At 68.6% G+C, this 25,035-nt stretch carries 24 protein-coding genes and 1 tRNA gene; 13 read left to right on the top strand and 12 right to left on the bottom strand.

Features of this window, described 5'->3' with window-relative positions:
- Positions 1 to 137 precede the first annotated feature (137 nt).
- Positions 138 to 587, top strand: coding sequence for a DoxX family protein (locus SD37_RS08215; RefSeq protein ID WP_145926553.1), 450 nt, complete (start codon positions 138 to 140; stop codon positions 585 to 587).
- A 192-nt stretch (positions 588 to 779) separates the two neighbouring features.
- Entirely contained in the window at positions 780 to 1,205 is a 426-nt protein-coding gene (locus SD37_RS08210; protein ID WP_044852535.1) for a DoxX family protein, read from the top strand.
- A 273-nt stretch (positions 1,206 to 1,478) separates the two neighbouring features.
- Here SD37_RS08210 and SD37_RS08205 read toward each other — a convergent pair whose 3' ends face one another.
- From SD37_RS08205 to SD37_RS08175, 7 genes are all read right to left on the bottom strand, one after another.
- Positions 1,479 to 2,084 carry a GTP-binding protein gene (locus tag SD37_RS08205; RefSeq protein ID WP_044852534.1) on the bottom strand — a complete coding sequence of 202 codons (606 nt, stop codon included), beginning with the start codon at positions 2,082 to 2,084 and terminating at the stop codon, positions 1,479 to 1,481.
- Positions 2,065 to 2,436 (bottom strand): DUF742 domain-containing protein, encoded by a 372-nt coding sequence (locus SD37_RS08200; protein WP_037306798.1) that lies wholly within the window; start codon positions 2,434 to 2,436, stop codon positions 2,065 to 2,067. The genes SD37_RS08205 and SD37_RS08200 overlap by 20 nt, the downstream gene beginning before the upstream one ends.
- Positions 2,433 to 2,843, bottom strand: coding sequence for a roadblock/LC7 domain-containing protein (locus SD37_RS08195; RefSeq protein ID WP_037306800.1), 411 nt, complete (start codon positions 2,841 to 2,843; stop codon positions 2,433 to 2,435). Before SD37_RS08195 ends, SD37_RS08200 begins: the two co-directional genes overlap by 4 nt.
- Positions 2,844 to 5,345 carry a sensor histidine kinase gene (locus SD37_RS08190; protein ID WP_044852533.1) on the bottom strand — a complete coding sequence of 834 codons (2,502 nt, stop codon included), beginning with the start codon at positions 5,343 to 5,345 and terminating at the stop codon, positions 2,844 to 2,846.
- A gap of 371 nt (positions 5,346 to 5,716) precedes the next feature.
- Positions 5,717 to 6,067 carry a hypothetical protein gene (locus SD37_RS08185; RefSeq protein ID WP_044852532.1) on the bottom strand — a complete coding sequence of 117 codons (351 nt, stop codon included), beginning with the start codon at positions 6,065 to 6,067 and terminating at the stop codon, positions 5,717 to 5,719.
- Positions 6,068 to 6,339: 272 nt separating this feature from the next.
- Complete coding sequence (locus SD37_RS08180; protein WP_044852820.1) at positions 6,340 to 7,524, bottom strand: kynureninase; 1,185 nt, start codon at positions 7,522 to 7,524, stop codon at positions 6,340 to 6,342.
- Positions 7,508 to 8,155 carry a hypothetical protein gene (locus SD37_RS08175; protein WP_044852531.1) on the bottom strand — a complete coding sequence of 216 codons (648 nt, stop codon included), beginning with the start codon at positions 8,153 to 8,155 and terminating at the stop codon, positions 7,508 to 7,510. Before SD37_RS08175 ends, SD37_RS08180 begins: the two co-directional genes overlap by 17 nt.
- A gap of 149 nt (positions 8,156 to 8,304) precedes the next feature.
- On the opposite strand from SD37_RS08175, the gene SD37_RS08170 reads away from it, so the two are divergent.
- Together SD37_RS08170 and SD37_RS08165 are read left to right on the top strand one after the other, a co-directional pair.
- Positions 8,305 to 10,173: an AMP-dependent synthetase/ligase gene (locus tag SD37_RS08170; RefSeq protein ID WP_044852530.1), complete on the top strand. Its 1,869-nt coding sequence runs from the start codon at positions 8,305 to 8,307 to the stop codon at positions 10,171 to 10,173.
- 122 nt (positions 10,174 to 10,295) lie between these two features.
- Complete coding sequence (locus SD37_RS08165; RefSeq protein ID WP_044852529.1) at positions 10,296 to 10,952, top strand: maleylpyruvate isomerase N-terminal domain-containing protein; 657 nt, start codon at positions 10,296 to 10,298, stop codon at positions 10,950 to 10,952.
- A 9-nt stretch (positions 10,953 to 10,961) separates the two neighbouring features.
- On the opposite strand, the gene SD37_RS08160 is transcribed toward SD37_RS08165, so the two are convergent.
- Positions 10,962 to 11,855 (bottom strand): SDR family NAD(P)-dependent oxidoreductase, encoded by an 894-nt coding sequence (locus tag SD37_RS08160; protein WP_044852819.1) that lies wholly within the window; start codon positions 11,853 to 11,855, stop codon positions 10,962 to 10,964.
- Positions 11,856 to 12,227: 372 nt separating this feature from the next.
- On the opposite strand from SD37_RS08160, the gene SD37_RS08155 reads away from it, so the two are divergent.
- The gene (locus SD37_RS08155; RefSeq protein WP_145926552.1) at positions 12,228 to 13,442 is read left to right on the top strand and encodes an MFS transporter; all 1,215 of its coding nucleotides are present in this window, start codon (positions 12,228 to 12,230) and stop codon (positions 13,440 to 13,442) included.
- A gap of 434 nt (positions 13,443 to 13,876) precedes the next feature.
- On the opposite strand, the gene SD37_RS43610 is transcribed toward SD37_RS08155, so the two are convergent.
- Positions 13,877 to 14,071, bottom strand: a complete 195-nt coding sequence (locus tag SD37_RS43610) for a hypothetical protein (protein ID WP_236725294.1) — start codon at positions 14,069 to 14,071, stop codon at positions 13,877 to 13,879.
- Positions 14,072 to 14,095: 24 nt separating this feature from the next.
- Between SD37_RS43610 and SD37_RS08150 the strand changes: the two genes are divergently transcribed.
- From SD37_RS08150 to SD37_RS08135, 4 genes are all read left to right on the top strand, one after another.
- Positions 14,096 to 15,364 carry a GGDEF domain-containing protein gene (locus tag SD37_RS08150; protein ID WP_236725444.1) on the top strand — a complete coding sequence of 423 codons (1,269 nt, stop codon included), beginning with the start codon at positions 14,096 to 14,098 and terminating at the stop codon, positions 15,362 to 15,364.
- Between the two features lie 62 nt (positions 15,365 to 15,426).
- Entirely contained in the window at positions 15,427 to 17,589 is a 2,163-nt protein-coding gene (locus SD37_RS08145) for a phospholipase A2 (RefSeq protein WP_044852527.1), read from the top strand.
- Between the two features lie 161 nt (positions 17,590 to 17,750).
- Complete coding sequence (locus SD37_RS08140; protein ID WP_044852526.1) at positions 17,751 to 19,379, top strand: LCP family protein; 1,629 nt, start codon at positions 17,751 to 17,753, stop codon at positions 19,377 to 19,379.
- Positions 19,380 to 19,605: 226 nt separating this feature from the next.
- The gene (locus tag SD37_RS08135; protein WP_044852525.1) at positions 19,606 to 20,076 is read left to right on the top strand and encodes a helix-turn-helix domain-containing protein; all 471 of its coding nucleotides are present in this window, start codon (positions 19,606 to 19,608) and stop codon (positions 20,074 to 20,076) included.
- Between the two features lie 74 nt (positions 20,077 to 20,150).
- Here the strand turns inward: SD37_RS08135 and SD37_RS08130 are convergent, their stop codons facing one another.
- Positions 20,151 to 21,611, bottom strand: coding sequence for a flavin-containing monooxygenase (locus SD37_RS08130; protein ID WP_044852524.1), 1,461 nt, complete (start codon positions 21,609 to 21,611; stop codon positions 20,151 to 20,153).
- A 122-nt stretch (positions 21,612 to 21,733) separates the two neighbouring features.
- Between SD37_RS08130 and SD37_RS08125 the strand changes: the two genes are divergently transcribed.
- Both SD37_RS08125 and SD37_RS08120 read left to right on the top strand, forming a co-directional pair.
- Positions 21,734 to 22,291, top strand: coding sequence for a TetR/AcrR family transcriptional regulator (locus tag SD37_RS08125; protein ID WP_044852523.1), 558 nt, complete (start codon positions 21,734 to 21,736; stop codon positions 22,289 to 22,291).
- 233 nt (positions 22,292 to 22,524) lie between these two features.
- On the top strand, positions 22,525 to 22,935 hold the full coding sequence (locus SD37_RS08120; protein ID WP_174567826.1) for a hypothetical protein: 411 nt from the start codon (positions 22,525 to 22,527) through the stop codon (positions 22,933 to 22,935).
- A 3-nt stretch (positions 22,936 to 22,938) separates the two neighbouring features.
- Here the strand turns inward: SD37_RS08120 and SD37_RS08115 are convergent, their stop codons facing one another.
- Entirely contained in the window at positions 22,939 to 23,160 is a 222-nt protein-coding gene (locus SD37_RS08115) for a DUF3618 domain-containing protein (RefSeq protein WP_005165704.1), read from the bottom strand.
- 124 nt (positions 23,161 to 23,284) lie between these two features.
- On the opposite strand from SD37_RS08115, the gene SD37_RS08110 reads away from it, so the two are divergent.
- Positions 23,285 to 23,358: transfer RNA gene (locus SD37_RS08110), tRNA-Leu, on the top strand.
- A gap of 21 nt (positions 23,359 to 23,379) precedes the next feature.
- Here the strand turns inward: SD37_RS08110 and SD37_RS08105 are convergent.
- The gene (locus SD37_RS08105; RefSeq protein ID WP_044852521.1) at positions 23,380 to 24,339 is read right to left on the bottom strand and encodes a zinc-binding dehydrogenase; all 960 of its coding nucleotides are present in this window, start codon (positions 24,337 to 24,339) and stop codon (positions 23,380 to 23,382) included.
- Positions 24,340 to 24,422: 83 nt separating this feature from the next.
- On the opposite strand from SD37_RS08105, the gene SD37_RS08100 reads away from it, so the two are divergent.
- Positions 24,423 to 25,010, top strand: coding sequence for a TetR/AcrR family transcriptional regulator (locus SD37_RS08100; protein WP_044852520.1), 588 nt, complete (start codon positions 24,423 to 24,425; stop codon positions 25,008 to 25,010).
- Positions 25,011 to 25,035 lie beyond the last annotated feature (25 nt).

The following is a 25,035-nucleotide window of genomic DNA, read 5'->3' as shown; positions in this document are numbered from 1 at the left end:
TCCAGTGTGCCCTTGCTCCGACCGGGTGATGCGAGGCGCCTCGGAAAAAAGTTCCGGCAGCGATGTCGAAACGCGTCGTGCCCGTACGACGCGTTGTCAGAAGCCGCCTCACAGACCCTCTCGGAAGGACCAGAACGATGACGCAGACCATCACCTCCACCGGCACCGCCACCACGACCACCGCCACCAGCCGGTCTGCCAGGGCACAGGGCGCGATCCAGTCGGCCGTCCGGATCGTGGTCTCGTTCCTCTTCCTTTGCCACGGCCTGCAGGGATTCGGCTTCTTCGGTGGCGTCGACGGTGCCGGCGGCTCGGTCGAACTCGGCTCCTGGCCCGGCTGGTACGGCAGCGTGATCGAGGTCGTCGGCGCCGCGCTCGTGCTGGTCGGCCTGTTCACCCGGCCGGTCGCCGTGCTCCTCTCCGGCGTCATGGCCTACGCCTACTTCACCGTCCACGCGCCGGAAGGCCTGCTGCCGCTGCAGAACATGGGCGAGCTGTCGACCCTCTACAGCTGGATCTTCCTGTTGATCGCCGTGATCGGCCCGGGCACCTTCGCGCTCGACACGCTGCGCCGCCGCCGTCGCTGAGCGAGAAAACAAAAGGGCCCCTTTCCTGGAACGACTCCAGGAAAGGGGCCTTCTTTTCATGTGCGCACAACGTTGTTGGGGTCAGACGAGCCGTGGTATTACCCACGAAAGAAAGTTCCCTTCAGACGGGCCCATCCGTCATCCTGAACCCCTATCAATGGTTTAGACCATCTTGAGCCGGAAGGATGTGTCATGACCCAGACAACCGCCGCCACGGGTGCCGAGATCGACTCCAGCAGAACGAAGTGGCAAGGCCTGACCCTCTCCATCGTCCGTGTAGTGGTCGCGTTCCTGTTCCTCTGTCACGGTTTGCAGAAGATGGGCTTCTTCGACAAGCCGGCCATACCGGTCGGCACCTGGCCAGGCTGGTATGCCGGGGTGATCGAGCTGGTCGGCTCGCTGTTCATCCTGGCAGGCCTGTTCACGCGCCCGGTCGCGGTGCTTCTTTCGGGCACCATGGCCTACGCGTACTTCGTCGTTCACCAACCGGACGCACTGCTGCCGTTGCAGAACAAGGGGGAAACGGCAGCGCTGTACTCCTGGATCTTCCTGCTGTTCGCGGTGGTGGGACCGGGCACTTACGCGCTCGACACCCTGCTTCGCCGCCGTCGATCCTGACCGTTCCCGAATGCCGTGAGGGACGCTTTCCCGGTGAAAATTACAAGGAAAGCGTCCTTCACTGCACTTTTTTCGCCGGGAGGTTGCGAGGGGCGGAGCGAGATCTTGCCCCGCGAGTAGTCGACTGCTCGCGTGGGTCGTGAGTGGTAAGTGCCGTTAGAACGACACTTACCACTCACGACCCACGCGAGGGGCCCCTTACCCGCGTCTCACGCGACGAAGGGCGCTTTCCCCGCATCGCATGCGGGGAAAGCGCCCTTCAGCGAGCGAGTGTCAGCGGACCTGAGGCAGTCCCGCCGCCAGGTCGGACAGCGCCAGCACGTGCTCCATCAGCACGGTCAGCACCTGCTTCGTCGAGTCCCGTTCCCGCGCGTCGCACAGCAGCAGCGGGACGTCCATGCCGACGTCGAGCGCCTGCCGGACCTCTTCGGTGCCATAGCGATACGCGTTGTCGAAGCAGTTGACCGCGACGACGAACGGCAGCCCGCGCCGCTCGAAGAAGTCGACGGCCGCGAAGCAACTGTCGAGCCGCCGGGTGTCGGCCAGCACGACGGCGCCGAGCGCGCCTTCGGCCAGTTCGTCCCACATGAACCAGAAGCGGTCCTGTCCCGGCGTACCGAACAGGTACAGGATCAGCTCGGGGTTGATGGTGATCCGGCCGAAGTCGAGGGCGACCGTGGTGGTCGTCTTCTTCTCGACACCGGTGAGGTCGTCGACGCCCTCGGACGCCGCGGTGATGACCTCCTCGGTGCGCAGCGGGGGAACCTCGCTGACCGAACCGACCATCGTGGTCTTACCGACCCCGAACCCGCCGGCGATGAGGACCTTGACCGCGTTCGCGGTCAAGGATCGCCGGGGCTCAGAGTTTCCGGATGCCATCAAGAACCGCCTGGAGTACGTGTTTGTTGGGGGTGTCGGTGACCGGGGTCGCGGTGCGGAACAGCACGAGGTTCTGTTCGATGAGGTCGCTCAGCAGCACCTTCACCACCGGCAGCGGCAGGTCGATGCGCGCGGCCACCTCCGCGACGGAGGTCGGTCTCTGGCACAGGTTGAGGATCCGCCCGTACTCCGGTTCGAAGCCGGCGACCTCGTGCGCGGTGCGCATGGCGACCACCAGGGTGATCAGGTCGAGGCCGATCGTGTCCGAACGGGTGCGCCCGCCCGTGACGGCGTACGACCGGACCAGCGGCCCGGCCTCGTCCTCGAACCACGACTCGTGCCGCCCGCTCATGGCGACGTGGGAGTCGCGGCGCGGGGCGCCGAAGTGAGCACCGCACCGACCCGCTTGACCATCAGGTTCATCTCATAGGCGACGAGGCCCATGTCCGCGTCCTCCTTGGCCAGCAGCGCGAGACACGCGCCGCGGCCCGCCGCGGTGACGAACAGGAAGGCGTGGTCCATCTCGACCATGGTCTGGCGGACGTTGCCGCCGCCGAAGTGCCGTCCCGTGCCCCGCGCGAGGCTCTGGAACGCCGACGCCACCGCGGACAGATGCTCGCCGTCCTGCTCCGACAGGTTGCCGGACCGTCCGATGAGCAGACCATCGGCCGACAGGACTACCGCCCTGTCGGCACCGCTGACCCGCTTGACCAGGTCATCCAGCAACCAGTCGAGTTCACTGACTCCCGCGTTGGCCATCTAGTCACGATCTCCGTACATGTCGAGGTCGGTGTAGTCGTCGGTGGGTTCGGTGTCCCGGGCACGCCGGGTTCCCTGCTGGAACGCGGCGAGACGGTTCCTGGCCAGCTCGGGGGTGTCCTCGCGGATCTCCTCCTGCTGGGCGGCAGGCCGGTCCTCCATGAGCTGGGGTACCAGGTTCGCCTGACGTCGGCGCTGCGGCAGCGGTGGCCTGCCGGGCGCCTCGGGGCCGGGTCGCCGGGTCTGCGGCGCGCGGCTGTCCTGCGGTCGGGTTTCGGCGGGCGGCCACGCCGGCGGCTGCACCGGTTGCGGCCGGGCTTCGGCCCGCGCGGGCTCCGGCCGGATCGGCTCGGGGCGCGGGGTTTCGGGCCGGGGCACCCGCGGCGGACGCGGGGGCAGCGCGGAACCGGGCTGCTCCGGGCTCGGCGGTGTCTGCGAGACCGGGGCCTGCGGGGCGATCGGCATCGGCACCGGAAGTTCGGGCCGTTCCGCGGGGATCTCGGTCCGGTGGCGGGCACGGCGGCCCGGGCGCAGCGGTGCGGCGTCCGGCACCTCGGCGCTCTCGGGGTCCACCTCGTCCTCCGGCTGATCGGTCGGGACCGGCGCGAGCAGGTCGGTGCGGACGAGCACGATGGCCCTGGTGCCGCCGTACGCGGATTCGCGCAGGTGCACGGAGATCCCGTGGCGGGCGGCGAGCCGCGCGACCACGAACAGGCCCAGCCGTGGCTCGGCTGACAGGGCCATGATGCCGAAGTCCGGCGGATCGGCCAACATCGCGTTCAGCTCGGCGGCCTGTTCCGGCTCGATACCGAGCCCTTGGTCCTCGACCTCGATCACGACACCCTTGCCGACGACGTTGCCGCGCAGCTCGACCCGCGACTGCGGCGGCGAGAACGAGGTCGCGTTGTCGATCAGCTCGGCGAGCAGGTGCACGAGGTCGCCGACGACCGGGCCCTGCACCGCGATCGCGGGCATCTTGGCCGTCTTCACCCTGGCGAAGTCCTCGGTCTCGGCCGAGGCACCACGAGTCAGCTCGGCCAGGGTGACCGGCTTGCGCCACTGACGGCCGGGCTGGCCGCCACCGAGGATGATCAGGTTCTCCGCGTTGCGGCGGGCGCGGGTGGAGAGGTGGTCCAGCTGGAAGAGCGTCTCCAGCTGCTCCGGGTCCTCCTGCTTGCGCTCGGCCTGGTCGAGCACCTTGAGCTGGCGGTGCACGATGACCTGGCTGCGGTGCGCGATGTTGAGGAACACCGCCTTGGTGCCTTCACGGGTCCGCGCCTCTTCGACGGCGGCCGCGATGGCGGTCTGCTGCGCCTTGTTGAAGGCCTCGGCGACCTGGCCGATCTCGTCGTCGCCGTGGTCGAGGAAGTGACCCTTGTCGTCGAGGTCGACGGGCTCACCGGCCCGCACGCGGTCCACCAGTTCCGGCAGCCGGATCTCGGCGACGTCGAGGGTGTCCTCACGCAGCCTGGCCAGCCTGCCGATGAGCCGGTTGGACAGCCGCAGGGCGATGACGAACACGCCGATAGCCACCAGCAGCGCGATGGCCGCGGCGATGGCCGAGGTGATCAGCGTCCGGTCGGCCTCGTCGATGGCCTCGGTGGTGGCCGCGCCACTCTGCTCGACGAAGCCGCGCATCATCGCGTCGCCGACGCCGCGGGCCGACTGCAGCCAGAGCTGCTCGGGCACCGGGAGGGTGGCCTTGCTGTTCTGCAGGAAGGTGTTCTCGACCGTGTTGACGGCCTTCCACGGGTCGCTCGCGACCAGCTGGTCGAACTTCGCCTTGACGCCCGGGGGCATCCGCGTCACCGACGACTCGAGCAGCGACCGGTACGAACCGACCTGGGTGACGTACGCGCGGTAGGTCTCGTCGGTGAAGCCACCGCCCGCCACGGCCGCGGCGGCGAGCGCGTTCGAGCGCTGCAGCTGGTCGATCGCGGTGAACAACGGCACCGCGGTGATCCGCTGGTAGGCGTTCTCCGCGTTCGGCGCGTCCTGCGCGAGCCCGGTGAGACCCTCGACGAACTGGTCGAGGATCTGGTTGTAGTAGGTGAAGGCGTCGAGCAGCGGCAACTGGCCGGAGTCGGCCGACTGCCGGATCTGCGGCATCTTCTGGAAGAGGCCGTTCACCGTGGCGATGCTGCGCTGCACGCTGTCGGGCGAGTCGCCGACGAACGTCTGGAGGTAGGAGGCGACGCCCTGGGTGGCGGCGTCGGTCTTGGCACGCTGCTCCACGAGCGCGGCGTGCTGGGAACGGTCGCCTGCCAGCTCGCGCAGCGTCAGCCGCCGCTCCTCCTGGATCTGGGCGAAGAACGGAACGGCTGGTGCTTCCGAGCCCCGGATCCGCTGCGCGTAGTCACGGCCGTTGACCGCGTCGAAGATCAGGTACCCGCCGATCGCCAGACCGACGAGCATCAGCGCGATGCTCGGAATGAGCGCGATCGTCAGAACGCGCGAACGAATCGATGAGCCGCGGCCTCGTCGAAGGGGAATTTGCTTCACCGTGGTCCGTTTTCCTTCCGGCAGTTTGGTGTCGGGTCGCCGGGGATCTCTTCACCCGCGGGATCCGATAGCCGGATCAACACAGCGTGGTCCGCTCCGCCCGCGAAGACGCTAGGAGACCCAAACGGGTGAGTCAAGTCCAGACGCGAAGGGTAGTCACGTATTGCGGTGACTCCCTGACAAGAGGGCCGCGGACCTCGAAAGTCCACCACGCGCGCGAGGCGCCCACCAGGGCGTCCAGTCGATCGGCCACCTGGCGGTTTACCGCAGGCAGCGGCTTGATCGGCGCTCGTCGGACACGATCAAGTCACAGCGAAGGGGAACGGCGTCCTCGCGGGAAAGCGGCTGAAAACTACACGCCGTGACGTCGCTCACGCTTTCGGACGAGAGCTCCACATACCGTTCGGTTTGCGAACGACTTCGCCCCGAAGGAACGCCGCCGTAACGCCGTTCGATCCGCGGAATCGAGAATTACCACCGCTCATTGCGGACGAATCCGCGAAATGATCTTCGCGGGTCCGGACAAGCTCGTCTTCGAGGAGCGTGTCGACCTTCCTGGACGCGTCCCGGAACATCCGGACGACCGCCCAGCACAGCGTCGCCACCCCGCAGAGCAGGATCGCGACGAGTACCGTCTCGACGGGGTAGCGTGCGCCGAATTCGTTCAGCAGGAAACCGGAAGCCACGCCGAGCGCGGCGACGAGGACATGATTGAGCGACACGTTCCCCTCCTTCTCCCGACGCCGTGGCCCGCGCCTTACCATCGAGACGGGCGACGCGGGCTTTCCTTACGCCACAGGGGAAGGATCTACGTCACACTCGCCGCGACAGCGAATAACGAGACTAACAGCGAATTCGCGGTAGATCGCTTTTTCTCCCCCGCGAGGGCGAGACGATCACCTTTTTGCCACCGAGCCCCGAATCACGTTCACTATTTTCGCGCGGGTGCCTGTCGCGCACGTTCGCTTCACCGTTACTTCGAAAACGCTCGAAATCACCGGACGCGAAGTTCCCGGAGCGTGGTCACGGCGCGGAGCACCTCGCCGTAGGTGGTGTAGAGCGGCGCCAGCCCGAACCGCAGCACGTCGGGCGGGCGGAAGTCGCCGATCACCCCACGTTCGATCAGGGCCGCCATCGTCTTGGCCGCGTCGTCGTCGACGACCGAGATCTGGTGCCCGCGATCGGTCCCGCGCGGGGTCGCGATCGTCGCGCCGTCGAGGAGTTCGTCCGCGCACCGGAAGAAGAACCCGCCGAGCGCGAGCCCCTTCTCCCGCAGCACGGCACGATCCACGCCGTCCCAGACGTCGAGGGCCGCGTCCAGCGCGAGCAGGGAGAGGATGTCGGGAGTGCCCGCCCGGCCCCGCGCGATGCCGTCGTGCGCCTCGTACGCGCCGCGCATGGCGAACGGATCGCGGTCGCCTGCCCAGCCGGCCAGCGGCTGCTCGAACCGGTCCAGCCATTTCGTTGCCACGTAGAGGAAAGCGGGTGCGCCGGGGCCGCCGTTGAGGAATTTGTAGGTGCAGCCGACGGCGAGGTCGGCACCCGTCGCGTCCAGCTCGACCGGGAGCGCTCCGACGCTGTGGCAGAGATCCCACAGCGCCAGTGCCCCGGCGCGGTGCAGCGCCGCGGTCAGCTCGGCCATGTCGTGGACGCGCCCGGTCACGTAGTCGACGTGGTTGATCAGCGCGACGGCCGTCCGCTCGCCCGCTTCGGACGGCATGTCCTCGGCGACGACCCGGCGCACCGTATGCCCGGTCAGGCGGGCGACCTCGTCGGCGATGTAACCGTCGGTGGGGAACGTGTCCGCGTCGACGAGGATCTCGTCGCGGCCCGGGTTGAGGCGGGTCGCGGCGACCAATGCCTTGAAGAGGTCCACGCTGGTCGAATCCGCTACGACGACCTGTCCCGGCGCGGCCCCCACGAGCGGCGCGATCCGCTCGCCGACCCGCACCGGGGCCTCCCACCAGCCCTCCGACCAGGACCGGATGAGCCGGCCGCCCCATTCCTCGCGGACGACGGCGGCGAGCCGCCCGGCCACGTGCTTCGGCGGCGCGCCCAGCGAGTTGCCGTCGAAGTAGGCGATCCCCGGGTCGAGGTCGAATTCGTTTCGCTTGTGCGCCAAGGGATCGGCGGCGTCCAGTGCCGCGGCTTCGGCTACGAGGTCAGTCACGGCGGTAATCGTCGGCGAGTGTGTTCCAGAAGTCCAGCTCATACGCCTGGAACAACCGCGCGTGGGTGCGAGCGTCCTTTTCGGACAGCCGTCCGGCGTCGAGCGCGGCCTGCACGGCCCGCACGGCGAGGTCCTCGAGGTCCGGCGACGGCGCGCCGAAGAAGTCGAAGAAGGCGCACGCCTCGTCGGCGAAGCCGTACTGCTCCCGCATCGCCGCGGCGATGGCGGCGCAGTACCGGCCGAAGGCGGCGAAGTTGGCGACGATCGCGACGATGACCTCGGCGGGCTCGCCGTTGAGCGCCAGCCAGGCGACGAACGCCGGATACGCCTGGCAGCCCGCACGCGGCTCGAAGCCGGGTGACTCCTCGGCGAGCGCGGGCAGCTTGCCGAGCGCGAGGCCCTCGCCCGAGGCCAGCATCGCGAAGAACTCCCGGGCACCCTGCTCCTGCGAGCGCGACGCGAGCATGAGGAAGCTACGCCAGTCGCTGCGGACGATCCGGTACTCCTCCGCGGCGATCGCGGCGAAGACCTCCCGCGCCGCCTTGCCCTTGGCGACCAACGGGACGAGCCGGTTGTCGTCGTCGCGGGGAGCGAGTTCCGCCTGCACCGCGTCGATCAGCTCACGTGCCGGACCGGTCATCGTCAAGGCTCCTCCTCGTTCGGAACTGACGCGGTGAAAACGGAAAAGGTGGACATTTCGCAGGCCGCGACCGTGGCCGCGATTCTCTATCCACCACTGCCGACAGCGCTTACAGTGTGCCTGATCAGGCAGCATCGAGGAGGCCAGCGTTGACCACCCAGCCGACCGTCGCCGAGCAGATCGAAGGCCAGACCATCCCCGCCCTGCTTCACCGCAACGCCCAGGAGTTCGGTGAACTGCCGGCGATCACGTCACTCGACATCGAGGGCAAGCCGACCCTGAACTGGCGTGAATTCCGCACCGCCATCGCGGAGGTGTCGCGCGGACTCGCCGGACTCGGGCTCGGCAGCCGCGACCGGATGCTGATCATGGCACCGAGCAGTCCCGAGCACCTGATCGCCGACCTCGCCGCCGCCCATCTCGGCGCGATCCCTTGCACCGCGTACGCGACGCTCAGCCCGGAGCAGATCGGGTTCGTCGCCCGGCACAGCGCCGCCGGTGTCGTCGTGCTCGCCGGTGCCGACGAACTCGGGCGCTGGTCCCAGGTTCTCGACGACCTGCCCGCGCTGCGGCACGTCGTCCTGCTCGACGCGTCCGTGGTTCCACAGGACGACAAGAGGTTCCTGTCGTTCGCCGACCTGCGGGCGGCGGGCGCCGAACAGCACGCGGCCGATCCGGCGGCGTTCGAGACGGCGTGGTCCGCGATCACTCCGGACGATCCGCTGTCGATGATCTACACCTCCGGCACCACCGGCGACCCCAAGGGTGTCGTGCTGTCCCACCGCAACGCCATCTACCAGGCCGCCGCCGTCCAGCGGCTGCACGATTCGCCGATGCACGCCACGAACATCGCGTACCTGCCGCTCGCGCATATCGCCGAACGCGAACTGTCGATCTACATGCCGATCGTGTGGGCCGGGCACGTGCACACCGTCGGCGACCCGTCCGCCGTCGTCGGCGCGCTGGGCCAGGTGCATCCGAAGAGCTTCTTCGGTGTCCCGCGTGTCTGGGAGAAAATGGTCGCCGGTCTGAAGAACCTGCTCGGTTCGGTGCCGGAGGACAAACGCACCGCCCTGCTCGGCGCCAACGAACTGCTGCAGCAGGGCTACAAACTGCGCAGTGACGGCAAGGAGGTGCCGCCGGAACTGGCGGAGAAGATCGCGCAGGCCGACGCGGCCGCGCTCGCCCCGGTGCGGGCCATGCTCGGCCTGGACCAGGTCGAGGTCGCCTCCAGCGGTGCCGCCGCGCTGCCGGTGGAGATCCTGTACTTCATCGCCGGGCTCGGCGTCGAGATCCAGGAGGTCTGGGGCCTGTCCGAGACCACCGGCGCGGTCACCTCCAACACGCCGTCCGCGTTCAAGGCCGGTTCGGTCGGCCGTCCGCTCGAAGGTATCGAGGTGAAGGTCGCCGAGGACGGCGAACTCCTCGTCCGCGGCGCGATCGTGTTCCTCGGCTACCTGCAGGAGGACGGCTCGATCAAACCGGACGTCGACGCCGACGGCTGGCTCGCCACCGGCGACATCGGCACGATCGACGAACGCGGCTTCGTCACGATCACCGATCGCAAGAAGGAACTGATCATCACTTCGAGCGGCAAGAACATCGCCCCGACGAAGATCGAAGGCCTGCTCAAGGAACACCCGCTGATCGGGCAGGCGGTCGCGATCGGCGACGACCGGCCGTACGTCACCGCGCTGATCGTCGTCGACGACGAGATCGCGCCGGGCTGGGCGGCCGCGAACGGCGTCCAGCTCACCGAAGGCGAATCGCTCGCCGACAACGCGCGTGTGCTCGCGGAGATCGAGAAGGCCGTCGAGGCGGCGAACGCGCGGCTGGCGCGGATCGAGCAGATCAAGCGGTACCACGTGCTCCCGAAGGCGTGGACGCCGGAAAGCGGTGAGGTGACCCCGACGCTGAAGCTGAAGCGGCGGATCATCAACGACCGGTACGCACCCGCGATCGCCGATCTGTACGCGGCCGCGCCCGAGCCGGAACCCGCTCCCGCCGCCGGCTCCTGATCCAAGCCGGTCCGTGAAGGACTCCTTGAGGGACCCTGAGTCCCTCAAGGAGTCCTTCACGGAGTACAGCCCGGTCTCGAAAAGGGTCGCCACCAGGGCACCGCCGCTGCTAACTTGCCGCCGTGGATCTCTTCTCCCGCTCTTGGGCGGCGCTCCTCGCCGCCGTCGCCGAAACCCCCGACGAAGACTTCGCCAAACCGTCCGGCTGCGCCGGCTGGCTGGTGCGGGACCTGGTGTGCCATCTGGTGATCGACGCCCAGGACGTCCTGATCACCCTCGCCACGCCCGCCGAAACCGAACCGACGCGCAACGCGGTCACCTACTGGGAGGTCACCGGCAAACCGCCCACCGGCGAGGACGATCTCGACGCGCTGATCGTCCGGCTCGCCGCCGCGTACCAGGAACCCCGCTTGCTCAAGTTCCACCTCGACGACGTCGGTTCCGCCGCCGGCCGGGCCGCTGACCTCGCCGATCCGGGGATGCGGGTCGGCACCCGCGACATCGTCCTGTCCGCGGGCGACTTCCTTTCCGCGTACGTCCTGGAATGGACGCTGCACCACCTCGACCTCGTCGCGCATCTCCCGCACCGCGACGGTCCCGCCGCCGACAGCCTCGCCAAGACCCGGCAGATCCTGGAGCAGCGCACCGGGGAGAAGTTCCCGGCGTCGTTCTCCGACACGGACGCGCTCCTCGTCGGCACGGGTCGCCGCGAACCGACCGACGCGGAGAAGGCCGAACTCGGCGACCTGGCGGCGAAGCTGCCGTTCGTCGTCGGCTAGGCGATACACCTAAGCCGTCCGGGTGGACTCCGTCCACTTGCGCAGCCGGGGCGGGACACGCTTTTCGAGGCCGTAGTTCTCCAGATGCGCGCTGAAGACCTCGTCGAAGGCGCGCTGCACGGTCTCGGTGTCCCACACCGGCCGCTCCAGGATGGGCTGCTTCAGATACGGCTGCCCCATGACGTGCAGCTGCGGTCCGTTGCAGCGGATCATCTGCCCGGTGATCCCGTCGGATCCGGCGCCGAGCAGGAAGAGCACGACCGGCGCGATCCGCGACGGCGTCCGGTCCGGCGGGCACGCCCGCAGCGACCGTTCGGACTTCCACACCATCCGGGTGTGCGCGAGCGGGCAGACCGCGTTCACCCGGATGCCGCTCTCCTCCAGGTCGAGCGCCCAGGAGTAGGTCAGTGAAGCGACGGCGCCCTTGCTGGCGGCGTAGACGCCGAGCTTGCGCTGTCCGAGCGACGCGCCCGACGAGATGTTGACGATCGAGCCGGGGGTGCCACGCGCGACCATCGCCTTGATCGCGGCGAGCCCGGTGTACATGACGCCGAGGACGTTGACCTCGACCAGTTCGCGCGCCTGCTCGACGTCGTCCTCCCACGGCAGGGCCTCGTAGTTCAGGCCCGCGTTGTTGACCAGCCCGTCGATGGCGCCGAACTCGCCGACGCAGAGGTCGATGATCTCCTGCGCCTGCTTCGGATCGGCGACGCTGTGCCCGCTGGCGACCGCCCGGCCGCCGAACCGGCGGATGTTCTCCGCCGTCCGCTCGGCCAGCGCGGCGTCGATGTCGTTGACCACGACGGACCCGCCCGCCCTCGCCACGTGCACCGCGAACGCTTCGCCCAAGCCCCGCCCCGCCCCGGTCACGACGACGGCCTTGTCGTCGAGCAAACCGTTCATCGCCTTCACCCCTTACCGCCCGGCCGGCCTCCACCTCCAGACCGGTCTTCCCTCAGTGTTGGCCCATTCAGCCCAACCGGGGCGACGGCGGCGGCGAACGGCGGGCGAGCTGCGCCGAGCGAGTGCGGACCGATCGGCGCGCAGATACCCGCGCACGAGTCAGAGCGGCGTCACCCACCGGTCAGACGGCGTAGCTCGATCGGCCTAACAGGCGAAGGATTCGCGGCTCTTCTGTTCGTCTCGCTGTAGCCAGAGGCATACTGAACGTTGTTCGGCGGGACATTAACTGTGACTCCCTCGTCGGCCGTGTACCAGGGCAGGCCAGAATGCAAGGGAGCTGAGTTCACCCGATCGGGGGGAGGTGGTCACGGAGTGAAGACGAACGCGGCGCCGCGGATGACCGCCGCCCTGGCGAACCGCGAGTTCCGCGCACTCTGGCTCGCCGAGGTGCAGTCCCTGATCGGGGATCAGCTCACCATCGTCGCGCTGGCGATCCTCGTCTACGACCGCACCGGCTCCGCGCTGCTGTCGGCGGTGGTCTACTCCCTGACCTTCCTGCCCGCGCTCGCCGGCGGTCTCGGCCTCTCCCAGCTGGCCGATCGCTACCCGAGGCGCACCGTCCTCGTCTTCTCGTCGCTGATCCAGGCGGTCCTGATCGGGGTCATGGCGATCCCCGGCACCCCGCTCGCCCTGCTGTGCGGGCTGGTGGTGCTGGCGCGGCTCGCGAACGCGCCCGGCAACGCGGCGCAGAACGCGCTGACCCGCGAGGTGTTCACCGACGACGACCTCTATCTCAAGAGCCAGGACATCCGGGGCATCTCGACCAACACCGCCATGCTGCTCGGCCTGGCGGGCGGCGGATTACTGGTTTCGCAGGTGGGCGCGAGCTGGGCGCTGGCGCTGGACGCGGCGACGTTCCTGCTGAGCGCGGCCGTCGTCCGGTTCTCCGTCTCCCGGCGGGCGGCGGCGTCCGACGGCGGTGGCAGCTGGTTCGGCGCGGTGAAACAGGTCTTCGGCAACCGTCACCTGCGGGTACTGGTCTGGTTCTCGTGGCTGGTCGGCCTCGCCGTCATCCCGGAGGGGCTCGCCGCACCGCTCGCCGCGGAGATGGGCGTGGGGAAACAGGCCGTGGGCTGGCTGCTGGCGGCCGATCCACTGGGCTTCGTCATCGGCGCGTTCCTGCTGTCCCGGTTCGTGTCCGCGGAACAACGGCGAAAGCTGCTGGGTGTGCTGGCGGCACTGCCGATGGTCGCCCTGATCGCCTTCGTGCTCAAACCGGGGTTGATCCCGGCGTTGCTCCTGCTGGCGGCCGCGGGTGCGGCGGGGGCGTATCTGATCACGGTGAGCGCCACGTTCATCACCTGGGTCCCGAACGAGCTCCGGGGCGGTGCGGGTGGGGTCTATCGCACGGGGTTGCGGGTGGCTCAGGGCATAGGGGCGGGACTCGGCGGGCTCGCCGCCGATCGGCTCGGGGCGGCGACCTCGGCCATCGCACTGGCCGGTGTGGTCGGCCTGCTGCTGGCCGTCCTGGTCGCGCTCAGCTGGGGGCACATCAACGGAACCAGCCCGGAACCGTTGCTGTCATGACGAATCCACACTGGACGACCCCTGGGGCGGCACGGCCGCCCGGCGGGTTCGTACTCGGAAATCTCGACGACTGGACACTGCTTCGGCACCTGGGTCTTCGGTACATCGGCGAAAAGAAACGACTCTCGATCAGAAGTCACGGCTCGACACTGGCACACACCTCCCGGTCACCTCGCTGCGAACTAATACCTTGTCCGGGCTCAGAAGTCACGACTGGACACTATCCGTCACCCCTTCCACACCGCGTCTCGAAAAACATTCAGCCGTCAAGATCAGAAATCACGGGACACGATTGCCACCTCCGGTCCGTGTTCGCGGGCAAGGCGAGTCAGGGGCACACCCGTGCTGCCGCCCTTGCCGGTGCCGAACAACTGATGCGATGGGATGATACCGGCCGTGGAATACGAACGGTGTATCAGTCGGTACCGGTGAGATTACTCAGCCGTGCCGTCCGCGCGGAAAAGAGGTAGCAATTGCCAGCCGAGACCGGCGACCGTCGCCAGCACGGCGACGGCACCGGCGACCTTGCCGGACGAGCGGCGGCAGCCGCCGCCGGGAGCGGTGTACCGGTGACCGAACGCGGGCAGGCAAGCCCGGAAGGTGACCAGGCCGAACCGCCGCGACGCCATCCCTACGATCCCAGGGTGTGGGCGCTGTGGCAGCGGCCGAAACGGTTCATCGCGTTCCTTTTCGCCATGGAGGCGATCGGAATCGCGATCATGGTCGTCGCGACGGTGAATTCCACGAATCCGGGAAAAATCGACTGGGTTCGGTTCGCGATTCTCGCCGTCGGGGCCACGGCGCATATTCAGCTGACCCAGCGGCAAGAGGAAAGGCGGCGCGACCGCAGCCGCACCGTTCTCATCGACCTCACCGCCGTCTGGACATTCCCGGCCGCGGTGATCCTGCCGCTTTCACTGACCCTTTCCATCATCGCGCTCGTCCGAATACAGCATTGGTTCATCGCCCGGCGCCCGGCGCACAACTTCGTGTTCTCCTCGGTCACCCACGGCGTTTCGGTGACTTTGGCATCGATCACGTTCGCGGCGTTCGGACCGCATGAATGGGGCCGGATTTCCGGCTGGGGCACGCTCGGCGAATTCGGTGTCCTGATCATCACCGGGATGGTCTTCGAGGCGGTGCAGATCGCCTACATCGGCGGTATCCTCGCGATCGGCTCGCCGAAGCGGCCGTCGGTGTCGACCGTACTGGGCAACGCGGCGGACAACCTGCTGGAGGCCATCACGATCGGCCTCGGCGCGGTCACCGCGGTACTGCTGTTGATCATGCCACCGATGGTGATCGTGATGGCCGTGGTGACGGTGGTGTTCAATCGCCTCGCGGAGATCGACCAACTGCAAAACGACGCGCGGACGGATCCGAAAACCGGCGTTCTCAACATGCGCGGCTGGTCGGAGTCCGCTGATCGGGCGCTGGGAAGGACCGCCCGATCGGACGACAACCTGGCCCTTCTGATGATTGATCTCGACCACTTCAAGTGGATTAACGACACATATGGACACCCCGCGGGCGACGACGTCCTCCGCGATGTGGCGCGGAAATTGGACGAGGTCACCCGGCCCGCCGACGTCATCGGCCGGTTCGGCGGCGAGGAATTCCTGGTCCTTCTGCCGGATATCGACGAAACGGCGGCGAAACTCGCCGCGGAGCGAGTGCGCACCGCAATCGCCGAACTGCATATAGTCACTACCGACAAACGCGGCAGCCGCGTCACCATCTCGGGCCGGACTACCTCGATCGGGGCGGCACTGTTCCCTCGTCACGGTGAATCCCTGGAAGAACTGCTGCACTCCGCCGACGCCGCCGTCTACGTGGCCAAGGAGAACGGCCGTAACCAGGTGCGGTTCGCCCAGGACGTCGACCGGCCGCCCCCTCCCGCAGGCATGCGTTCAGAGGACTGAAGGCGAAACCCGGGGGGTTAGCCGGATGTCGGCCACGCTCGGCGGATGGCACCCTGGACGCCATGCCAGCGACAGCCGACGCCGACGCTCGTCCTGCCCGCATCAGGCGGCCATGGTCGACTTCGGGCTGGTTGCTGCTGGTGACGGTGCTGGTGTTCGGCTTCGGCTTGATCGCGTCGCGCCCCGCCTCGCCGCCGGACCAGGGACCACCGACGGGTGACATCCTCGCCGCGCAGAACACGGTCGACGCGCTGGTGCGCCCGGGCCCGGTCGAAGCGGCCATCGCCAAGCTGCCCGCCGACTTCACCGCGGTCAGCGGGATCACGCCGGGAGTGATGACGGCACGGGACGGCACCGTACGCGCCGTCCACACCGACGGCGGCTGCTCGGCACCGTGGGGCGACGACAACACCAAATGGGACTACGCCGTCCCCTGCAAGGCCCACGACCTCGGTTACGACATCCTCCGCTACGCCGAACGCAAGGGGCACCCGCTCGGCCAGGAGGCCAGGGCCGCGCTCGACGACCGGCTCTCGTCCGACATGCACCACGCCTGCGTGCTCAACCCGATGGACTCGCGCGGCACCTGCGAGGTCGTCGCCTCCCTCTACACCGCCGGTCTCGTCCTCAACTCCTGGCACCAGCGCTGGGGGCCGCCCGTCGGTGACCCGCTCGGCCCGATGATCGTCGGGGTACTGGTGATCGGCGCGCTGCTGGTGTTCCGCCTCCGCGGCTGGGTCCGCACCCGCCGGACCACTGTCGCCCTCCCCCGCGAGCCGCGGCCGGTGGCCCCGGTCGGCCGGTGGGCGCTGCTCGGCGTCGCCGGGGTCGTGCTGATGCTGCTCGGCGAATCCGCCGTCGCGCTCGCGCACTGGGCGGGCGCGCCGGAGCGGTCGTTGTGGCCGTTCACCTGGCTGGCGCAGCTCTGCCCGCTGATCTTCTTCGCGGTGGGCCGGATCAACGAGGCGGGCTGGCGCTCGATCCGCGCGACCGGCGGCCGCTATCCGCAGTACCTCGCCGACCGCGCGAGCCCGCTGCTGCGCCCGGCGCTGATCTTCGCCGTCGTCGCGCTGGTCGTCCCGCTCGCCCTGGAGGTGCTGGGGATCCCGACGGGCACGAACGCCACCGTCATGCGGATCGCGCTGCACCCGCTCTGGCTGCTCGGCGTCTTCCTCCTGACCGTCGTCCTCGCGCCGGCGCTGCTGGCGCTGTATCGCCGGACCCGGACCGCCTCCGTCGCCGGGCTGCTGGCCCTGACCTTGGCGAGCGAGGCCGCGGCGCAGTGGTCGGGCTCGGCCGTCCCGCGCTACGCGGAGACGTTGTTCCTCGCGCTGTTCGTCCAGCAGCTGGCGTTCGCCCACGCCGACGGCGTCCGCCCGCCGCGGGCCGTCCTCCTGGCGACGGCGTTCACCGGTGCCGCCGGACTGGGCCTCGCGGTCGCCGTCCGCGGCGAGGGGGCGATGCTGCTCGGCGGTCCCGGCGCCCCGGCCGCGCTGTCGGGTCCGCCGTGGGGAGTGCTCCTGCTCGGCCTCGTACAGCTCGGGCTCCTCGGCCTGTTCGCGCGTCCGCTGGCCCGGCTCGGCGAACGGCAGGCGATCGCCGCCACCGCCCGACTCGTCCTCCGCGCCCCGATGAGCCTCTACCTCGGCTTCCTGTCCGCGATGCTGCTGCTCGTGGCGGTCGTCTACCTGCCGGGTCCGGTCGTGGACGGGCTCAGCTGGCTGGCCCGGCCGAGGGTCCTGCTCGCGCTCGCGCTGCTGGCCGTGCCCGCCGCGCTCGTCTTCTGGTGGTTCGAACGGCATTCGGGACCGCAACAGCGGGCGGTCGACGAGCCCGGCCTGCGTGCCGCGGTGTTCTGCCGCGCCGCGGCGACGGTCGGGATGGCGTACGCGATGCTCGGCGTGTTCGGGTTCGCGCTGACCCGGTTCGGCGGCGCCTCGGCCGACGCCGACCTCCTCGGGCTCCGGCTCGGGCCGGTCCAGAGCCTGGTCAACCTGCTCCTCGGGGTGTACCTGCTCCACACCGTGCGGAACGGCACGAGCCGGATGACCGGGACCTGGCTGGTCTGCGCGATCGCGTGCGCGCCACCCCTGATGAGCGCGCTCGACGGCAAGCAGGTCAGTGCCGCGTCCGTCGCGCTGCCCGTCGCGACGATCGTCGTCGCGATGCTCGCCGCGGCCGCCACGCTGGTCCCGGCGCGGGCGGCCAGGCGCGTACTCCCCTGAGTCACACAGCGCTGACCAGGCATTCTCCGTACCATTGAGCGCAAACCGGTGGTGCGTGCCACATCTTCGGGGGGATGTGTAATCCTGCGACAACCCTCGACAGGCACCATGCGTCCCTTGAAGAGACCGTCAGCCGGTAACGAACAGAAGGAGCAGACCGCGTGGAGTACCCGCCTCGGAATGGGCAAGGGGACCGTCGTCCCGCCCGGCCTAGGCAGGACGCGCCCGGACGCGTTCCTCCCCGTCCGGCCCCGCCTCGTGGATCCCGCCCGGCACCCGCCCGCCAGGCCGCGGGCGCGCCGCCCCGGCGCCCGGAACCGCGGCGCGCGCCCCGCCGGTCGTTCAGAGGGCCCAAGATCGCGCTGGGCCTCGTCTCGCTCCTGGTGATGGGGCTGACCGGGTACGCGTGGGCCGCGATGGACGGGCTGACCTTCGCGAACGTCGGCATCGGCTCCGACGAAGGCGACAAACCCGCCGACGGCGCCCGCGACATCCTGCTCGTCGGCCTCGACAGCCGCACGGACGCGCAGGGCAACCCGCTGTCCAAAGAGGTCCTCGCGCAGCTGCGCGCCGGGCAGGCCGACGGCGAGCTGAACACCGACTCGCTGATCTTCGTGCACATCCCGAACGACGGTTCCAAGGCCGTCGCGATCTCGCTGCCGCGTGACTCCTATGTGGACATCCCCGGCGGCTACGGCAAGCACAAGATCAACTCGGCCTATGCCCGCGCGATGCTCGATGAACGCAAGAAGCTGCAGGCGAACGGCGTATCCGACCCGAAGGAACTCGACCAGAAGGCCAACGAGGCCGGGGCGAAGACGCTGATCAAGACGGTCGAGAAGCTGACGGGCTCGACCATCGACAACTACGCCGCGATCAACCTGCTCGGCTTCAGCGAGATCACCCAGGCCATCGGCGGGGTCGACGTCTGTCTCAACGACGACGTCAACGACCAGTTCTCCGGCGCGAAGTTCAGCAAGGGACAGCACACCATCTCCGGTGTCGAGGCGCTCGGCTTCGTCCGCCAGCGCCACGGGCTGCCGCGCGGCGACCTCGACCGGGTCGTCCGCCAGCAGGTGTTCATGGCCGGGATGGCGCGCAAGGTGCTCTCGGCAGGCACGCTCACGAACCCCGGCAAGCTCAACGACCTGATCACGGCGATCAAGAAGTCCGTCGTGCTCAACCAGAACTGGGACGTCTTCGGGTTCGCGCAGCAGATGAAGAGCCTGACCGGCGGCCAGCTCGAATTCCGGACGATCCCGATCGTCAACATCGAGTACAAGACCCCGGAGGACGGCGTCGCCATCCAGGTCGACCCGAAACAGGTCAAGGACTTCGTCCAGGGGCTCGCCGGCCCGCAGCCCGGCGAGCAGCCGCCGCCGCCCGCCGAGTCGCCCAACAAGGCGACCACGGTCGACGTCCGCAACTCGACGACAAAGGACGGATTGGCCGCGACGGTGCTGAAGCAGCTCGTCGACAAGGGTTTCACCGCGGGCGACACGGCCACCGCCAGCGCGCGCAAGAAGACGGTCGTCTGGGTCGCGAAGGGCCAGAAGGAGGCGGGCCAGGCGGTCGCCGACGAACTCGGCGGCAACCCGACCGTCCAGGAGGACAAGAGCGTCGAAGCCGGGCACGTGATGGTCTTCCTCGGCTCGGACTACAAACCGGCGAGCGGCGCCCAGGGTTCCGGCTCGTCACAGAACGTGGCGGGTTCCTCGGCCGCGGCCCCGCCGCCCGAGCAGTCCGACGAGAAGCCGATCACCGCCGAAGGCGTTCCCTGCGTCAACTGACGTCCGCACCGGTCAGGCGTCCACCGCCACTCACGTGCCTCTGTACCGACGCCTCAAGGCCGCCGCGTTAACCCGTTCGGACCAACGGGCCAAAATCCGGCGAAAAAGCACCCCCGAAACCGCGTAAGAGCGGAGGGTCTGCCGACTTTCATTCACGTGAGGGCGCTCATCCCCTTGGTCACCGGGGGTGAGCGGTGGAGAAGGTTGGCAAGGCAGGGGTTGGGGAGTGCTGATCGACGCTGAGGCCTATCAGCGGATACTCGGAGACGAGCTCCGCAAGCTCCGCCGTAAGCGTGGCTGGACACGCAAGGAGCTGAACCAGCATCTGCAGAGCGAGATCTCGCTCCAGACGCTGGCCACCTACGAGCTGGGCACCCGGCACTGTTCCGTGGTGCGGCTGGTCGAACTGTGCGTCGCGATGGACGAATTGCCACAGGATCTGCTGGCCAAGGTGCATCGCCGCGTATTCGTCGACGAACCGGGCCGGGTCCGGATCGACCTGCGCCTGGTGATCAAGGACGACCAGGAGGAACTGCTCCCCCTGCGACGGTGGGCGGACGATCGCCTCAAGCGGTCGGGCGACGCCGGGAGTGCCGAGGTCAACCTCGACTTCCCGGCGCTGGAACGGATGGCCGAGCTCTGCGGCATCCCCACCGTCGATCTCATCGGAAGGCTTCGCCGGCTCAACCCCTCATGAGCGCGGCTCTCCCTGGTCCGTGAAGGCCTTGCCCCCCATCTGGGCTTTCACGGACCTCCCCCTTTTGCGCGTGCTCAGCCGAGGAGTTCGTAGTCCTCGCGCCGCACCTTGCGGGTGTCCAGCCAGTATCGCCAGGTGAAGCCGGGCCAGATCGTCCGGTTGACGCCCTTCGCGTCCAGGTACCAGCTCTTGCAGCCGCCCTGGGTCCAGATCCCCTTGGCGAGTTTGCGCTGGATCTCGCCGTTGAACCGCTCCTGCGCCTCCGGCCGCGGGTCGAGCGCCTTGCCGCCGGCGAGCCGCAGCGCCTGTGCGACGTAGGAGATCTGCGCCTCGATCATGAACACCACGGAGTTGTGCCCCAGCCCGGTGTTCGGGCCGAGCAGGAAGAACAGGTTCGGGAACCCGGAGACGGTTATGCCCTGATAGGTCCGCATCCCTTCGGCCGCCCACTCCTTGCCGAGGTTGCGCCCGTCCCGGCCGATGATCTCCAGGTCGTCGAAGGCGTCGGTGACGTGGAAGCCGGTGCCGTAGATGATCGCGTCGACTTCGTGCTCGACCCCGGCGCCGTCGACGACGCTGTGCTCGCGCACCTCCTTGACGCCTTCGGTGACGACATCGACGTTGTCCCGCGCGAGCGCCGGGTAGTAGTCGTTGGAGACCAGGACCCGCTTGCAGCCCATGGTGTAGTCCGGCGTCAGCTTCCGGCGCAGCTCCGGATCCTTGACGCTCTTGAAGATGTTGCGCTTCGCGATGCGCTGGCCGATCTTCATCACCCACGGCTGCCCGTTGAAGCCGATCGCCCGCGCTTCGAGTCCCCAGTAGAGGACATCGCGGAAGGCACGCTGCAGCAACGGAACCGACCGGAATGCCTTCCGCACGGCCTCCGGCATCTCGCGGTCCGGCTTCGGCATGATCCACGGCGGAGTCCGCTGGAAGAGCGTCAGCTCCTCGACGTCCTTAGCGATCTGCGGGACGAACTGGATCGCGCTCGCGCCGGTGCCGACCACGGCGACCCGCTTGCCGGTGAGGTCGTAGTCGTGCTCCCACCGCGCGGAGTGGAACGCGCGCCCCTTGAAGTTCTCGATACCCGGCAGTTCCGGGATCTGCGGCAGGTGCAGCGCGCCGACCCCGGCGACGAGCGCGGGCGCGACGAACTCGTCGCCCGATTTCGACGCGACGTGCCAGCGGTTCTCGTCGGCGTCCCAGCGGGCGCCGGTCATTTCCTGGCCGAAGCGGATGAAGCGGCGAAGGTCGTACTTGTCGGTGACGTCTCGCATGTAGCGCCAGATCTCGGGCTGCGGCGAATACGCGCGGGACCAGCCGGGGTTCTGCTCGAACGAGAACGAGTACATATGCGAGGGGATGTCGCAGGCGCAGCCGGGGTAGGTGTTGTCCCGCCAGGTGCCGCCCACGTCGTCGGCCTTCTCCAGGATGACGAAGTCCTCGCGGCCCTCTTTCCGCAGCTGGATCGCCATGCCCAGCCCGGAGAAGCCGGTCCCGACGATGACGACACCGGTCTCGGTGCGGTTGCCCATGACCCCGACCTCTCGTTCGCATTACCTGTTACCGGGAGTACACCTTACTCGAAGTAGGTTACCTTCGGTAGAGTGTTGTGGTGACGACGGTGAAGCGCAAACGCATGCCACGAGCGGAGCGGATGCGGCAGATGATCGAAATCGCCGAAGAAGTCTTCTCCGAACGCGGGTACGGCGCGGCGTCGATGGACGAGATCGCCGAACGCGTCGGCGTCTCGAAACCGATGCTCTACGAGTACTTCAACTCGAAAGAGGGACTGCTGCTGGCCTGCATCCAGCAGTCCAGGGCGGCGCTGCGCGAGGTCACCGAACAGGCGACGGTCGGCGCCGCCACCGCCGAAGAGGCACTGCAGCGAGGGCTGCTCGCCTTCTTCGTCTTCATCCGGGAACGGCGGCAGGCCTGGTCGCTCCTCCGGCACGAAATGGCGCTCATCGGCACACCGGCCGCCGACGAGATCGAGCAGATCCGGCGCCAGCAGACCGATCTGATCGCCGCGCTGATGGGCGGTTACTTCGAAGTGGGCGACGACCTGCGCGCCGAGGCGTCCGCGGAGTTCGTTGTCGGGGCATGCGAACGGCTCGCGATCTGGTGCGAGCGACACGAGGACGTCAGCCCCGAAATGGCCACCGGATACGCGATGGACGTCCTCTGGTCTGGCCTCTCGGCGAGGGCTCGCTGAAGCGACTGTGAAGATGCGCGTGCATTAGGCCATTCGGTCGTCACTCAGAGCACATTGCCGCCAGTGTCTTGTGACACAGAGTTGTCCTACTGTATCGATGACACTGTAGAAACTCTGATGGACAGTTACGGCCCTCGTCAGGAGGGGGCGCCACCACCCGAAAGTGGCGTCATGACGGTGTCGTGGCGAAGTCCACAGAGAGACGCATGCTCGCGAGGAGAGGGGTGAGGCGGATGACCGAACCGATCACCGCGTCGTACGTCCAGGAGGACGACGATTGGAAGGTCACGGTCAGCGGCTCCGGTAAGGAACTGACCGGTCGCGCACCGGGCATCATCGCGGCTCGGGACCGGGCCGACCAGCTGGTCGAGAAACTGTCCCCGCCCGAACGGTCGACCGTGGTGCACCTGCTCAACGGCAGTGCGCTCGAGTTCACCGCCGCCTACATGACGGCGAGGCTCACGCTTCCGGAGATCGAACCGCTCGTGGTTCCTCCCCCGGCGAACGGCAAGGCCAAGGAGAAGACCAGCGCCAAGCCGCCGGTGCCCCAGGGCAAGGAACTCCCGAAGGCCGTCGACGAGGCGAAGAGCACGAAGAAGGCTGAGCCCGCCAAGACACCTGCCAAGGCGGCCCAGACCTCCTGAGACCTACTTCAGGAGCTTGCGGATCAGCAGTACGCCGATCAGCACCGCCCCGCCGATGAGCGGGTACTTCACCTTGGGCTCGTCCAGCTTCGCGCGCAGGCCGGTCTTCGCGGAATCCACCAGCTTCGCGGGGTTCGCCTTCGTGCCCAGCTGGTCGAGCGTGGCGACCAGCGCGTTCCTGGCCTGCTCGATCTCACGCTCGATGGTCTCGGGATCGCGAGCCACGTGTCCTCCTCGCCGCAACGTACCTGCAGGGGCCCCACGTTAGAGGACGCCGACCCCACGGGCGGCATCGGCCACGCCGAGGAAGGCCGATCGTGTCGCACGATACGATTTCGAGGCGGTACTGGGGCCCGTAGCCCAATTGGCAGAGGCACACGGTTTAGGTCCGTGCCAGTGAGAGTTCGAGTCTCTCCGGGCCCACCCCAGGCGTCGCGCGAGGTATCACCGGGGCGCGAGAACGATCCTGCCGAAGACCTCACCGGCGTCCATTTCCCGGTGTGCCTGGACGGCTTGCTCCAGCGGCAGCACGTCGTGCACCACCGAGGCCAGCTCGCCCCGGCTCGCGGCGGCGAACAACTCGGCGGTCATGTCGCGCCGGTCGGTTTCGGCAACCGTGTCCGCGCTGAAGGTCGCGAACGACAGCGACTTCCGGAACGCCGCGAACAGCGCCATGGCGAAGTCGGGCGGCGGATAGCCCGCGACCGCGCCGACGGCCACCAGGCGGCCGTTCGGATTCAGCTTGCCGAAGAACGACGGCAGGTCCGCGCCGGCGGCGATGTCGATGATGACGTCGTAGCCCCCCGGGCCGTCTCCCTCGCCGGCCCGGTCGAGTACGTGGGTCGCACCGAGTTCGCGCAGCCGCTCGCCCCGTCCGGCCGACGACGTCGTGACAGCCACCGCGCCGGCACCGGCGCGGGCCGCGAGCTGGACCGTCATGATCCCGATGCCGCCCGCCGCGCCGCGCACCAGCACCGACTCGCCGGGGGCGAAATGGGCATGGCGCAGCCCGAAGTGGCCCACCATCCCGGAGGTCCCGAGCGTCACCGCGTCGACGGCCGACAGGTTCGCGGGGAGGGGGATGAGCGCTTCGGCCGGGGCGATCGCCTGCTCGGCGTAACCGCCGCCCAGGCCGATGAACGCCCAGACGCGCTGACCGGCCAAGGACGGGTCGACGCCATCGCCGACCGCGGCCACGGTGCCCGCCACCTCACCACCGAGGATGTGACCGTCCGCGAAACCCGCGTCGGCGATGACACCGCTCCGGATCATCACGTCGACACCGCCCACACCGATCGCTTCGGTCTCGATGCGCACCTGCCCGGCGGCGGGAACCGGATCGGGGAGGTCGATGACCGCGAGACCATCCGGGCTTCCGAACGCCCGCACCGCGACTGCCTTCACTTGCCGTCTCCATTCCTGGGATCTCGGGGAACTCGACGGCGGACGTTAACGGACGCAGGCGTCCGTTTGGCTAAAATGAGAGAGTGCCCGATCGTTTGCCTCAGACGCTGCGTTCCGACGCCAGGGACAACCGGGAACGCATCCTCGACGCGGCCCGCACCGTGTTCGCCGCCGAAGGCCTGAACGTGCCGATGCGGGAGATCGCGCGCAGCGCGGCGGTGGGCCCCGCCACCCTGTATCGCCACTTCCCGACCAAGGAACTGCTGGTCACCGAGGCGTTCAAGGACCAGATGCGCGCCTGCTACGCCGTCGCCGACGAGGGGCTCGCCGATCCGGACCCGTGGCGCGGCTTCCGCGGCGTGATCGAAAAGCTCTTCGAACTGCAGGCGCGCGACCGAGGTTTCGCCGCGGCCTTCATGACGACCTTCCCCCGCGCGCTCGATTTCACCGCGGACCGTGAACACGCCCTGAACTCGATCGCCGAACTGGCGCGGCTCGCCAAGGAGGCAGGCCACCTGCGCCCCGACTTCGTCCTGGACGACCTGATCCTCGTGATCATGGCCAACAGCGGCATCCACGCCGCCTCACCGGCCACGCGGATCGCGGCTTCCCGGCGCTTCGCCGCACTCGCGATCGACGCTTTCCGGGCTACGCCTGTGGCGACGTCTTAGGCGCGCGCCGAGTCCCGCCGAGATG

Source organism: Amycolatopsis orientalis (assembly GCF_000943515.2).
Lineage (GTDB): Bacteria > Actinomycetota > Actinomycetes > Mycobacteriales > Pseudonocardiaceae > Amycolatopsis > Amycolatopsis orientalis.
The sequence above is the reverse complement of the archived record's forward strand: the minus strand, read 5'-3'. Positions and strand labels throughout refer to the sequence as shown.

Coding starts and splice junctions, on each gene's coding strand:
- SD37_RS08215 (WP_145926553.1), top strand. CDS start 138: ATGACGCAGACCATCACCTCCACCGGCACCGCCACCACGACCACCGCC.
- SD37_RS08210 (WP_044852535.1), top strand. CDS start 780: ATGACCCAGACAACCGCCGCCACGGGTGCCGAGATCGACTCCAGCAGA.
- SD37_RS08205 (WP_044852534.1), bottom strand. CDS start 2,084: ATGGCATCCGGAAACTCTGAGCCCCGGCGATCCTTGACCGCGAACGCG.
- SD37_RS08200 (WP_037306798.1), bottom strand. CDS start 2,436: ATGAGCGGGCGGCACGAGTCGTGGTTCGAGGACGAGGCCGGGCCGCTG.
- SD37_RS08195 (WP_037306800.1), bottom strand. CDS start 2,843: ATGGCCAACGCGGGAGTCAGTGAACTCGACTGGTTGCTGGATGACCTG.
- SD37_RS08175 (WP_044852531.1), bottom strand. CDS start 8,155: ATGACCGGTCCGGCACGTGAGCTGATCGACGCGGTGCAGGCGGAACTC.
- SD37_RS08160 (WP_044852819.1), bottom strand. CDS start 11,855: ATGAACGGTTTGCTCGACGACAAGGCCGTCGTCGTGACCGGGGCGGGG.
- SD37_RS43610 (WP_236725294.1), bottom strand. CDS start 14,071: ATGGCGTCGCGGCGGTTCGGCCTGGTCACCTTCCGGGCTTGCCTGCCC.
- SD37_RS08145 (WP_044852527.1), top strand. CDS start 15,427: ATGCCAGCGACAGCCGACGCCGACGCTCGTCCTGCCCGCATCAGGCGG.
- SD37_RS08130 (WP_044852524.1), bottom strand. CDS start 21,611: ATGGGCAACCGCACCGAGACCGGTGTCGTCATCGTCGGGACCGGCTTC.
- SD37_RS08125 (WP_044852523.1), top strand. CDS start 21,734: ATGCGGCAGATGATCGAAATCGCCGAAGAAGTCTTCTCCGAACGCGGG.
- SD37_RS08120 (WP_174567826.1), top strand. CDS start 22,525: ATGACCGAACCGATCACCGCGTCGTACGTCCAGGAGGACGACGATTGG.